The following is a 12,425-nucleotide window of genomic DNA, read 5'->3' as shown; positions in this document are numbered from 1 at the left end:
CTCACACCCACGTCCGGGGACGGAAACGGTTTGCCCGCTCCACCAGTTCGATCCTCTCCTCGCCACGCCTCGCCAGCCGTGCGAGTACGCGGTACGAGCGCTCCAGTCCGAAGCGCAGGCCCCGCTCGTCCAGTTGACTGCCGAGCAGCGAGGTCCGGCCGGGGTCGGAACCCCGGCCACCCGACAGTACCCAGTCCAGGGCCGAGCCCAGAACCTCCGTCGCGAGCCGCTCCTGCCGCTCCGGGTCCAGCCCGAACCTCCGCAGGGCCTCGACCTGGTCGGCGGCAGCCGTCAGGTCGGCCAGCAACGGCTCCTGCGGAGACCGGTCGCGCAGACGTGCGCGTATGGCCGCCACCCGCGCGGCGGTGTAGTGAATGGATGCCTCCGGCACGGATTCCAGCGTGCGCACGGCCGCGTCCCGGTCCCCGGCGGCCAGCTGGACGCGCGCCAGCCCGAAGGCCGCGCTCACGAATCCCGGGTCGGTTATCCACACGAGGCGGTAGTACTCAGCGGCGTTGTCCAGCTGGCCCAGCACCTCCGCGCACAGCCCGAGGGCCAGCTTCGGCGCGGGCTCGCCCGGGAAGGCGTCGTAGATCGCGTCGAAGGACAGGGCCGCTATCTCGTCGTCACCGGTGGCCAGCGAGGCGACGCCGCGGGCCCACACCACCCGCCAGTCGTCCGGATGGCGTGCCTCCAGCTCCGCCAGGGTGCGGCAGGCCTCGGACAGCTCGCCCAGCTCCAGGCGGGCCCGCAGCTCCCGCAGCCGCAGCTCGGCCGAGTCGGCCGGCGCCGCGCTCAGGGCGCCCAGCAGGTCACCGGGCGCGGAGGCCAGCAGACCCGTCAGGAATCCGGCGTTCGGGTCGCCGGCGTCCACCAGCGGTACGGGCAGGGCCAGCGCGGTGTCGCGGGCGTCGAGGGTGCTCGCTCTCGCGGCCGGCGATGCCGAGAGGAGTACGGGGACGGGCGCGGCCCCCGGGCCCCGGACGGGAGCGGGCGGCGCGGACCGCGGTCCCGGCACCGGCGCACCCGTCACGTGCGTGGCGGTGGTCCCGAGGGAGGGCAGCGGCGCGCCCGCGGCAGGGGCGTGCCCCGGCGGCCCGAACGCCCCACCGTGAGCGGACCCGACCGGACCGGACCCGACCGGAACGGATCCGACCGGACCGGACTCGACCGGAACGGTCCCACCCGGTGCGGAAAGGCCTGCGGAAAGGCCCGCGGAAACGCCTCCGGAAGCCGCCGCGGGCCCGGCGGCCGCGCCGCGGCCCAGCACACCGAACAGCCCGCCGCCCCGCCGGGAGGCGATCGGCCGGTGGCCCAGCCGGGAGACGACCGGGTCGGCCGCGTCGGCGAACAAGCGGGTGTCCGGAACGCGTAGTTCCGGTCCGAAGAGGGTCGACAGCTGCGGCCGCGGCCGCCCCGTCTGGAGCGCGACCACCTCCCGCAGCACGCCCGTCAGCTGGTCCGCCATCTCCTGCGCGGACGCGAACCGCCGCCCCGGGTCGGGGTCGGTCGCCCGTACCAGCAGCCGGTAGAAGGACTCGTACCGCCGGAACACCTCGATGTGCTCGGGATCCGGCAGCGAATCCACGAACACGTTCGTGTAGCCCTGGAAGTCGAAGGTCAGCACGGCCAGCGTGCGCGCCACCGTGTAGAGGTCGGAGGCGACCGAGGGGCCCAGCTCCGCGACCTCCGGGGCCTGGTAGCCCACCGTGCCGTAGATGGCCGACTCGTCGTCGTCCATCCGCCGTACCGCGCCCATGTCGATCAGCTTCAGCTGGTCCTGCTGCTGGATCGCGTTGTCGACCTTGAAGTCGCAGTACAGCAGGTTTCTGCTGTGCAGGTGGCCGAGCGCCTCCAGCGCCTCGATGCCGTATGCGCACGCCTGCTCCACCGGCAGCGGGTCACGCCGCCCGTCCGGCCGGCGCCGCTCGTTCGCGATCTCCTTCAGCGACTTGCCGCCGACGTACTCCATGACGATGTACCCGTCCAGCGAACCGGTCCGCTGGTCCAGGTGCTCCACGAAGTTGTAGATCCGCACGATGTTGGAGTGCTCGATCTCCGCGAGGAAGCGCCGCTCCGAGATGGCGGCCTCCATCGCGTCCTGGTCCCCGGTGTCCAGCAGGCCCTTGAGCACCACCCACCGGTCCGCGACCGCCCGGTCCACCGCCAGGTACACCCAGCCGAGGCCGCCGTGCGCGAGGCAGCCCAGCACCTCGTACTGACCGCGCACCACGTCACCGGAGCGCAGCTTGGGCACGAAGGAGTACGGGTGACCGCACTTGGTGCAGAACCCTTCCGTCCGGCCCGGCCGCTCGCCCCGGGAACGGCCCACCGGCGCCCCGCAGTCCGAGCGCGAGCAGAACCGCTTGCGCTCCGGCACCTCCGGGTTCTCCAGGACCGCGGTCGAAGGATTCGGACGCGGCACCTCCGGTACGTTGACCAGCCCGGCCCCCAGCCGGCTGCGGCCCGAGGCCGCCGAGCCCGAACTGCGCACCGACACCGACCGGGTGGACGTCGTCCCCGAGACCGAGCGCGACAGCCGCCCCGACACCGAGCGGTGCGAGGAGGAGGAGCGGGAGGACCGCGCCGAGGCCGAGGACCGCGCCGACCCGTGGGAGCCCTGCGAGCCCATCGACCCGCGGGACCCGCCGGAGCCCAGGGAGCCCCGGGCCGCGCTCGTCATCCCCGTCGGCGGCGACACCAGCTCGTCGGCGCCCGCCGCGATCGAGCCGATCGGCGCCAGCCCGCAGGTGTCGCAGTAGACCTCGCCGCCGCCCATGTCCTCGTACGACCCCGGGCAGCCGGGGCGAACGCACGCGGTTCCGATCAGACTCATGCGTCCTCCTCCCCCGGCCCGTCGGGCCGCTGTTCTCGGTGTGGCAGTTGCTCGGGCCGGTCCTGCGGCGCCGTCAGCGACTCCGCGGTCGCGTGCTGGTAGCGCAGGACGGCCTGCTCGGCGGCCCGCAGGTCGCAGGGCGCGCTCCACAGCATCCGCCGTGCGGCGTCGTACCGCTCGATGAGCAAGGGGTCCTCCGCCATTCCGTGGCGGGCCACCTTCGCCTTGTACGCGTCGAGCCGCCCGCGCAGCTCGGCCCGTACGGCCAGCGGCGCCGTCACCGCGGTCAACGATTCACGGGCCCGCCGCAGTTCCTCGTCGGCGCGCTCCTCCAGCGACTCCAGCAGGGGCGAGAGCCGGTGCCAGCGGGCCTGGCGGCGGTGCTCGGCCGCCGCCGCGAGCTGTTCCTGGAGCACCGTGGGCGGGCCGCTCACCGCGGGCACCTCGGAGGCGGCGATCTTCGCCAGCACCTCGCCGCGCGCGGTCCGTGCCTCCGCCAGCGTCCGGTCGGCCCGCGAGAGCACGTCCCGCAGGGCGATCAGCCGCTGCTCGGCGTCCTGCCGCACGTCCAGCACCGCCTCGACCTCGCGGCGTACGTCCTCCAGCGCGAGCGCGGCCCGGTCGTAGCGCCCGGTGTCCGGACGGCCGCCGCCGGGCGCCGAACTGCCCGTCGCCGGCAGCCAGAAAGCCAGCGGGTCCGCGATCACCTGCGTCCGCAGCTCCGTCAGCTCGGCGGTGATGTCTTCCAGGTCGTCGCCCGAAGGATGCTCGCCCGGCCGAACGCCCACCGAGTGGGCCAGCGAGCGGGTGCGGTGCAGCTCGGCCGCGAGCAGGTCGATGCGGGCGGGCAGCGCCGACCACACGGCGTCGGCGGCGACCACCACGTCCAGCGAGCGCGCGTACAGGCCGTTCATCCGGGACACCAGCTCGGCGAGCGAGAGCCGCTCCGCCAGCGCGACGCCCTCGGCAGCGGCCCCGGCGATCAGCACTCCGGGCCCGCGCAGCCGCTCGGTCAGCTCGATGAGGTCGTCACGGTTCGGCCAGCGGCGCCGCTCCCGCACCTCGCGGGCAGCGGTCAGGGCCCCGCTGTAGGCGTCGAAGTACGTCCACAGCCGGGTGATGTCCGCGTCGGCGGCCGTCCAGCGGTCCTTGGTGACGCCCGCCAGCGAGGCGCCTTCCAGCAGCCGGCGCCCGGCGTGGTCCTGGAGGGCGAGCAGCGAGGTCTCGACCGCCTCGTGCTCCGCGCCCAGCCGGGCCAGGGCGCGGTCGACGTCGTCCCGGTCCATCACTGCAGACCCCGCCTCCACCGACTGTGCCTCCGCTTCCGCCGCCGCCTCCGTGTCCGTCTCCGTATCCTGCCCTGCGCCCGGGCCCGGTCCCGTGTCCGAAACCGTCACGGGCCTCAGCCGTCCCGGTACTTGGGTGCGGGGGGCGCGGTCACGCCGGGCAGCACGGGCTGCAGGTGCTTGAGGTACGCCTTCATCCACGGGCTGTCGCCGCCGCCCGCGCGGTAGTTCTCCAGCACCTTGTTGACCCGGCGGACCAGGTCGGAGGCGTCCTTGTTCATCGCCACCCCGTAGAACTCACGGGTGAAGGGCGAGCCCACCAGCTGCACCGAGGGGTCCTGGGCGGCCTGGCCGGCGGCGAGGGCGTTGTCCGTGATGATGCCGTCGACCTCGCCCAGCTGCAGCCGGACCAGGCAGTCCAGCTGGTTGGCGACGGTGACCGGCACCGAGCCGTACGACTGGGCCTTCAGCGCCGCCTCCGCGGTGGATCCGGCCGCGAAGCAGATCCGCCGGTCCTTCAGCGAAGTGTCGTACCCGGTGATCGGCGAGCCCTTGGGCGCCAGCACCTGCTGTCCGGCCTCGAAGTAGGCCGTGGAGAAGGCGACGTCCTCCAGCCGCTTGCAGTTGATGGTCATGGTCCGCACGACGATGTCGACGCGCCCCTCCTGGAGGGCGGGGATGCGCTGACTGGTGGGGATGGCGCGGTAGATGACCGCGTTCTCGTCGCCCAGGATGTCCTTGGCGATGGCCTTGACCAGGTCGATGTCGAAGCCGTCGAGGCGGCTGCCCTCGGCGGTCTGGTTGCGGTAGCCCCAGCGGAAGCTGTTCTGGTCCACGCCCGCGACGAGTTTGCCCGCCGCCTTGATCCGCGCGATGGCCGCCCCGTCCACGTCGGACGGGCGCAGGCTGGCCTCGGGGTCCTGGCAGGTGTCGGTGGGGACCCATGGCGCGGCCGGGGCCGCCGCCATCGAGGCGGGCCGGCGCACCACCGGACGGCCGGTGTCGGGCGTCGCGTGCGCCAGCGGCAGCAGGACGACCGCGGCGGTCGTGGCACAGGCGACGGCCATCGCGCTCACCCCGCCCCAGCCGCGCAGCCGGCCCACCGCGCGACGGAACCCGGACATCGCGACCGGAGCCGCCTCCCGGCTCCCGGCGCTCGCGCCGCCCCCGGTGCCCTCGTGGTTCCCGTGGCCTTCGGCGGCCCGCCTCGCCCGTATCCGCATCGCGCTCACCTGTACTCCGAAAGCCTGCGCCCGATGCCGAGCAGAGCCGCTGCCGCGCCGACGACCACCAGGACGGCGGCGCCCGTCACCAGACCGCCCAGCGCGCCGAGGCCGTCCCGGGCCGCCCGGGTGAACTCCTGCTGCTCGTGGGCGACGGCCTGCTCCAGGGAGGCGTCCACGGTGTCGAAGGCGGCGCCGCTGCTCTCCTTGTGCTTCTCGTCCCCGACGACCTGGGGCAGTGCGGCCTCGTAGTCCCCCTTCAAGTCCGCCTCCCGGGCCGCCGAGTGCCGCTGCTTCCACTGCTTCACGCCGTCCACGGCCCGGCTCACGGGGCCCCGGCCGGCTTCGTCGTCGGCCAGCCGCAGCGCGATCGCCAGCCCGGCGTCCAACTGCTTCATGTTGTTCGTGAAGTCCACGTCGTACTTGTCGGACTTCTTGTCCTCGGCCAGTACGGCGCCCCGCGCGATCAGGGTCAGGTTCTCACCGGCCCGAGCCTGGAGGGAGGCGATCCGCGCGTCGTTGAGCACCTTCATCGACTCCTGCCCGTCCGCCCGGGCCTCGCTCAGCGAGGACCGCGCCACCGTGTGCCCCACGGTGAGCCACAGCAGGACCACCAGGGACGCGGCCGTCGCGGCCACCAGTCCGTGGTTGAGGACCCGGTTCGTGTGCCGGTAGTTGCGCCGCTGCGCCCACACCAGGGCGGCGATCGCGAGCAGGCCCAGGGCGATCGAGGCCAGCGGCCAGGACCGGGCGTCGTCGTGGTCCGTGTAGAGCCGCTTGGTCTCCGACTCGTACAGCCGCTGCGCGGCGGGCAGCAGCTGGGTGGTCATCTGCTCGTTGGCGTAACGGAGGTAGGCGCCGCCCAGCGGCAGGCCCTGCCGGTTGGTGGCCCGGGCCTGCTCGATCAGGCCGGTGTAGCGCGGCAGCTGCTCGCTCAGCAGGGCGATCTGCTCGCGGGAGTCCTCGTTTCCGCCGGTATTGGCGGCCGCGCTCACCAGCAGCTTGGAGGCGTTGGAGATGTCCTTCTCGTACCGCTGTCGGACCTCGCGCGGCTCCTGCGCGCCCAGGAGGAACCCGCTGGATGAGGTCGTGTCGGCATCGGCCAGGGAGCGGTAGATGCTCGCCGCGTCGGCGCTCAGCGGCTGGCTGCGGCCCACCACGTCGTCGGCGGCCGCGGCCCGGTCGGAGATCTCCCACACGCTCACCGTGCCGAACAGCACGATCAGAGCGGCCAGTACCGCTCCGATGATCCGCAGCCGGCCCGGTTCGGTGGTCGCCGCCTCGCGCAGCCGCTGCACGCCCTCGGCCCAGGCGGTGCCCCGCCCGGGCGGTCCGTCGGGCGGTGGCGCCGATGACCCGGCGGGCGGCACGGAAACGCCGCCCCCGGGCGCGGGCGCGCGTGATGTGATCGCCACCGTGACCTCCCCCTCGGTCCTGTCGTCCTCCAGCCGACGCTGGGAGGTACCCCCTGCGCAGCAGTATGGCCGTAGTGCCGGTCGACCACAGCACCCGGTGCTGCATCCGGGGCGATCCGTCCCCGAGGGCCCCCTTCGTCCTTCGTCGCCCCTTCACCGTCAATACGTCCGCACGGTCGCCACGGTTCCAGACCGGATGAACTTCCCGGGCGGGTTCAACCGAAATGGGTACGGAGTTTTTCGTACGCACCGGACGGGGACCCGAGCGCGTCCAGGCCCAGCAGGGCGGCCCCCAGTACCGGCGGCGCCGTGATCACGGAGATCCGGGCGAGCGGGGCCCGTCCGGCGAGCCCCTCCGCGATCCGGTCGTTCAACTGCGGGTGCCCGGCCGCCAGCACGCTGCCGCCCAGCACCACCGGCACCTCCTGCTCCAGCAGGCCCAGGCGGCCCAGCGCCACCGAGGCCATGGCCACGACCTCGTCCGCCTGCCGGTGCACCAGCGACAGCGCCGGCGGGTCCCCGGCGGCCGCCACCGCGAACAGCACCGGAGTCAGCTCGTGCAGCCGCCCGCGGGGGACCCGGCCCAGGTGCAGCGCCTCGATCAGCGAGGCCATCGAGTCGTGGCCCAGGTGCGCGGGCAGCGCCCGGGCCAGCTCCGTCGCCGCGCCCCGGCCGTCCTCGGCCCGTGCCGCCAGCCACAGGGCCTCCTCGGCCAGTCCGCCCCCGCCGCCCCAGTCGCCGGAGATCCGGCCGACCGCGGGGAAGCGCGCGGTCCGCCCGTCCGGGGTCATCCCCACGCAGTTGATGCCCGCCCCGCACACGACCGCGACGCCGCACGGGTCGGCGCCCGTCGGCAGCCCGGAGCGCAGGAGCGCGAAGGTGTCGTTGTGCACCGCCGTCGTACGGCCCCAGGCCCGGCGCTCGATCTCGCGCGCCAGTTGCTCCTCCTCCACCGGGAAGTCGGCGTTGGCCAGGCACGCCGACACCCGCTGGGCCAGCGGCCCGCCCGCACGGCCGGCGGGCAGCCCGGCGTCGGCCATCGCCTCCGCCAGTACGTCGACGGCCGCGGCCACCCCCGTGCGCGGCGGCTGGAAGCCCCCGGCCTGACCGGAGCACAGCACCGAGCCGTCCGGGCCCAGCAGGGCCACGTCCGTCTTGCTGTTGCCCGCGTCGATCGCCAGCACCGAGGGGAGGGTCACGCCCATGGCAGGTGCTCCTTGTTGTGGGCGAGGAGCCGGTCGGTCAGGCCCTCGGCCAGGTCGAACTGCCCGACCAGGGGGTGCGCGAGCAGTGCCCTGAAGACCCGCTCGCGCCCGCCGCGCAGCGCCGCGTCCAGCGCGAGGTCCTCGTACGCGCTCACGTGCGAGACCAGGCCGGCGAACAGCGGGTCCAGCCGCGGCACCGGAAGGGGAGCGGCACCGGATCCGTCGACGCGGGCCTGTACCTCGATCACCGCGTCGTCCGGCAGGAAGGGCAGTGTGCCCCGGTTGTAGGTGTTGACCACCTGCACGGCGGGGCCGCCGTCGCCGAGCAGGGAGGCGGCCAGGTCCACGGCCGCCTCGGAATAGAAGGCGCCGCCCCGCTTCGCCAGCAGCGCCGGCTTCTCCTCCAGCGCGGGATCCCCGTACCGGGCGAGCAGTTCCCGCTCCATCGCGGCGACCTCGGCGGCCCGGGAGGGCTTGGTCCCCAGCTCCCGTACGACCTCGTCGTGCGAGTAGAAGTAGCGCAGGTAGTACGAGGGCACGACGCCGAGCCGGTCCAGCACCGCCCGCGGCAGGCGCAGGTCCCCGGCGACGGCCTCCCCGTGCGCGGCGAGCAGCCCCGGCAGCAGGTCCTCGCCGTCCGGGCCGCCCCGGCGCACGCCCAGCTCCCAGGTGAGGTGGTTGAGGCCGACGTGGTCCAGGTGGAGGTCGGCCGGCGCCAGCTCCAGCAGGGCCGCGAACTTCCGCTGGAGGCCGATGGCGACGTTGCACAGGCCGACCGCCTTGTGCCCGGCCTGCAGGAGGGCCCGGGTGACGATCCCGACGGGGTTGGTGAAGTCGATGATCCACGCGTCCGGGCTGGTCCGCCGGACCCGCTCGGCGATGTCGAGGACCACGGGGACGGTGCGCAGCGCCTTGGCGAGCCCGCCCGCGCCCGTGGTCTCCTGCCCGACGCAGCCGCACTCCAGCGGCCAGGTCTCGTCCTGCAGCCGGGCGGCCTGTCCGCCGATGCGCAGCTGGAGCAGGACCGCGTCGGCGCCTTCGATGCCCGCGTCGAGGTCGGAGGTGGTGGTGATCCGGCCGGGGTGGCCCTGCCGGGCGAAGATCCGCCGGGCCAGACCGCCGATCAGCTCCAGCCGTTCGGTGGCCGGGTCGATCAGTACGAGCTCGCTGACGGGCAGGGTGTCGCGCAGTCGTGCGAACCCGTCGATCAGTTCGGGGGTGTAGGTGGAACCGCCGCCCACCACTGCGAGTTTCATCGTCGTCAGCCTTTCACGCCGGTCAGGGTGACTCCCTCGACGAACGCCTTCTGAGCGAAGAAGAAGAGGACGATCACCGGGGCCATGACCAGTACGGTCGCGGCCATGGTCAGGTTCCAGTTGGTGTGGTGCGCCCCCTTGAAGGACTCCAGCCCGTAACTGAGGGTCCAGGCGGCCGGGTTGTCGGAGGCGTAGATCTGCGGGCCGAAGTAGTCGTTCCAGGCACAGAAGAACTGGAAGAGGGCGACGGCGGCGATCCCGGGCCTGGCCATCGGCAGGACCACGCGCAGCAGGGTGCGCACCTCGCCGCAGCCGTCGACGCGGGCCGCGTCCAGGTATTCGTCGGGGATGGTCAGCAGGAACTGGCGGAGCAGGAAGATGGAGAAGGCGTCGCCGAAGGCCATCGGGACGATCAGCGGCCACAGGGTGCCCGACAGGTCGAGCTGCTTGGCCCAGAAGAGGTACATGGGGATGACCACCACCTGCGGCGGCAGCATCATCATGGCGATGACGAGCAGCAGCGAGAGCCGCCGGCCGCGGAAGCGGAACTTGGCGAGCGCGTACGCGACGGGCACGGAGGAGACCACGGTCAACAGGGTGCCGAGTCCGGCGTACAGGAGCGTGTTGCGCCACCAGGTCAGGAAGCCGGGGGTGTGCCAGACCTTCGCGTAGTTGCCCCACTGCCAGGTGTCGGGCCACAGGTCGCGGGTCAGCGCCTGCCGGTCGCCCATCAGGGAGGTGAGGAGCAGGAAGACGAAGGGGAGGACGAAGAAGAGGGCGGCGGCCACGCCGAGCGAGTGCACCCCGACCCAGTGCAGTACCGCCCTGGAGGTTCTCCTGCCGTCGTACGTGCTCATTCACCTGCTCCGATCAGACCGCCACGGCGGCGCATCAGGAGCGCGGTGAAGGCCATGGAGAGGGCGAACAGGACGAGTGCGACGACACACGCGGTGCCGTAGTCGAAGCGCTGGAACCCGAGGTTGTAGACGAGCTGGGGCAGGGTCAGCGTGGACTTGTCGGGGTAGCCGGGCTCGAACTGCTGGCCCGAGCCGCCGATCACCCCGGCCGCGACCTTCCCCGCCACCAGCGGCTGGGCGTAGTACTGCATGGCCTGGATGACCCCGGTGACCACGGCGAACATGATGATCGGCGAGATGTTGGGCAGGGTGATGTGCCGGAACCGCGCCCAGGCCCCGGCCCCGTCCAGCTCGGCCGCCTCGTACTGCTCCTTCGGTACGTCCAGCAGCGCGGCCATGAAGATGACCATCAGGTCGCCCACCCCCCACAGCGCGAGGGCGGTCAGGGCCGGCTTGGACCAGTCGGCGTCGGTGAACCAGCCGGGCGTGGGCAGCCCCACCGCGTCGAGCAGGGTGTTCACGGGTCCGGTGCCCGGGTTGAGCAGGAAGACGAAGGCCAGGGTCGCGGCGACGGGCGGGGCGAGGTAGGGCAGGTAGAACAGGGTCCGGAAGATCCCTGCACCCGTCTTGATCTTGGTGATGAGCAGGCCGATGCCGAGGCCGAAGGCGACCCGGCAGATGACCATCACCAGTACCAGCCACAGGGTGTTGCGCATCGCCGGCCAGAACAGCGGATAGTCCGTGAAGACGTAGCTCCAGTTGTCCAGACCGTTGAAGGAGGGCTGCCGGAAGCCGTCGTAGCGGGTGAAGGAGAAGTAGAGGGTGGACAGCAGCGGGTAGACGAAGAAGACCGTGAAGCCGATCAGCCAGGGGGACATGAAGGCGGCGGTGCGCAGGGCGGACCGCCGCCGCTTCGAGCGCAGCGGGTGCGTGCCGGTCATCGGGCTACTTCGCCTTCGCGATGTCCGTGTCGATCTGCTGGTCGGTCTTCGCGAGACCGGCCGGGATGTCGGTGACGTCGCCCTTCTCGACGGCGTACGCGAAGTCCGTGAAGGTCAGCTGGTAGGTGCCGCCGTCGGCCTTGGCCGGGGTGGTGCTGGACTTCGGGTGCCGGGCGATGTCGAGGAAGGTCTTGAACTCGGGGGTCACCTGCAGGTCCGGGGACTCCAGGGCGGCGAGCGTGGACGGCACGTTGTGGATGCCGTTGGCGAAGGCCACCACCGCCTCGGTGTCGGTGGTCATGTACTTGACCAGCTCCCAGGCGGCGTTCTGCTTCTTGCTGCCCGAGGCGATGCCCATGATCGTGCCGGAGAGGTAGCCCTTGCCGTAGTCGGCGGCCTGCTCGTCGGGCACGGGCAGCGGCGCTGTGCCGATCTCGAAGGCGACGCCGGCCTCCTTGGCCATCGGGGCGCGCCACTCGCCGTCGATCTGCATGGCCACCTGGCCGGTGTGGAAGGGGTGTTCGGCGCCCCACTCGTCACCGAAGGTGTTGCGGAACCGTTCCAGCTTCTCGTAGCCGCCGAGCCGCTCCACCAGGTCCTTCTGCGCGGTCAGCATCTTCGCGAAGGCCGGGTCCTTCGCCAGGTTGGATTTCCCGTCCGCGCCGAAGTAGGCGGGGCTCCACTGCGCGGCGAGCCGCATGGGGGTGGTCTCGTAGCCGTGGAAGGTCGGCATCAGGCCGACCTGCTCGTACGAGTCCCCCTTGGGCTTGGTCAGCTTCTGGGCGACCTCCGCGAACTGGCTCCAGGTCTTCGGGGGTTCGGTGATGCCGGCCGCCGCGAAGGCGGTCTTGTTGTAGACGAGGCCGTACGCGTCGTTGAGCAGCGGCAGCGTGCACTGGTTGCCGTTGAACTCCGTGTACTCCAGCAGGGTCTTGGGGAAGACCTTCTTCTTGTCCACCCCGGACTTCTCCAGGAAAGGGTTCAGATCGGCGAAGGCGCGGGAGTTGCAGAACTTGCCCACGCTGTCGGTGGTGAAGGAGGAGACCACGTCGGGGGCCTTGTCCCCGCCCGCGCGCAGCGCCTGGTTGATCTTGTCGTCGGTCATGTTGCCGGTGACCTTGACCTTGATGTTCGGGTGCGCCTTCTCGAACCGGGCGATGTTGTCCTCGATCGCCTTGGCCTCGCTCGGCGCGGACCAGCCGTGCCAGAAGGTGAGGGTGACGTCCGCCTTCGGATCGTCGGAGGCGGTGTCCGCGCTCTGGCCCGTACAGGCCGTGGCGAGGGCGGATATCGCCGCGAGGACGGCGGTCGCGGTGGTCAGGCGTCCGGTTCTGGGCATGGCGGGGCTCGCTCTCTGCGGGAGGAACTTCCGTGGGGGGTGCCGGTGGGGTGGGACATGGCGGTGC

At 72.4% G+C, this 12,425-nt stretch carries 9 protein-coding genes; all 9 read right to left on the bottom strand.

Going from position 1 to position 12,425, the window contains the following annotated elements; all coding sequences use genetic code 11:
* Position 1: 1 nt before the first annotated feature.
* Positions 2-2,836, bottom strand: a complete 2,835-nt coding sequence (locus OG753_RS16355) for a tetratricopeptide repeat protein (RefSeq protein ID WP_405788921.1) — start codon at positions 2,834-2,836, stop codon at positions 2-4.
* Positions 2,833-4,122, bottom strand: coding sequence for a hypothetical protein (locus tag OG753_RS16350; protein ID WP_327262508.1), 1,290 nt, complete (start codon positions 4,120-4,122; stop codon positions 2,833-2,835). The genes OG753_RS16355 and OG753_RS16350 overlap by 4 nt, the downstream gene beginning before the upstream one ends.
* Positions 4,123-4,238: 116 nt before the next feature.
* Complete coding sequence (locus OG753_RS16345; protein ID WP_405792694.1) at positions 4,239-5,246, bottom strand: glutamate ABC transporter substrate-binding protein; 1,008 nt, start codon at positions 5,244-5,246, stop codon at positions 4,239-4,241.
* 104 nt (positions 5,247-5,350) lie between these two features.
* On the bottom strand, positions 5,351-6,760 hold the full coding sequence (locus tag OG753_RS16340) for a hypothetical protein (protein WP_405788919.1): 1,410 nt from the start codon (positions 6,758-6,760) through the stop codon (positions 5,351-5,353).
* Positions 6,761-6,975: 215 nt separating this feature from the next.
* On the bottom strand, positions 6,976-7,965 hold the full coding sequence (locus OG753_RS16335) for a BadF/BadG/BcrA/BcrD ATPase family protein (protein WP_327262506.1): 990 nt from the start codon (positions 7,963-7,965) through the stop codon (positions 6,976-6,978).
* Positions 7,956-9,221: a 6-phospho-beta-glucosidase gene (locus tag OG753_RS16330; RefSeq protein WP_405788918.1), complete on the bottom strand. Its 1,266-nt coding sequence runs from the start codon at positions 9,219-9,221 to the stop codon at positions 7,956-7,958. Before OG753_RS16330 ends, OG753_RS16335 begins: the two co-directional genes overlap by 10 nt.
* Positions 9,222-9,226: 5 nt before the next feature.
* Entirely contained in the window at positions 9,227-10,078 is an 852-nt protein-coding gene (locus OG753_RS16325) for a carbohydrate ABC transporter permease (protein WP_327262504.1), read from the bottom strand.
* A complete protein-coding gene (locus OG753_RS16320; RefSeq protein WP_405788916.1) occupies positions 10,075-11,019 on the bottom strand; it encodes a carbohydrate ABC transporter permease in 945 nt (314 codons plus the stop codon). The genes OG753_RS16325 and OG753_RS16320 overlap by 4 nt, the downstream gene beginning before the upstream one ends.
* Before the next feature lie 4 nt (positions 11,020-11,023).
* Positions 11,024-12,358 (bottom strand): ABC transporter substrate-binding protein, encoded by a 1,335-nt coding sequence (locus OG753_RS16315; protein WP_327262502.1) that lies wholly within the window; start codon positions 12,356-12,358, stop codon positions 11,024-11,026.
* Positions 12,359-12,425 lie beyond the last annotated feature (67 nt).

The sequence above is a fragment of the Streptomyces sp. NBC_00029 genome, from assembly GCF_045160505.1.
Classification (GTDB): Bacteria; Actinomycetota; Actinomycetes; order Streptomycetales; family Streptomycetaceae; genus Streptomyces.
Note: the sequence above shows the minus strand (reverse complement) of the source record. Positions and strands in the feature narration are given on the sequence as shown.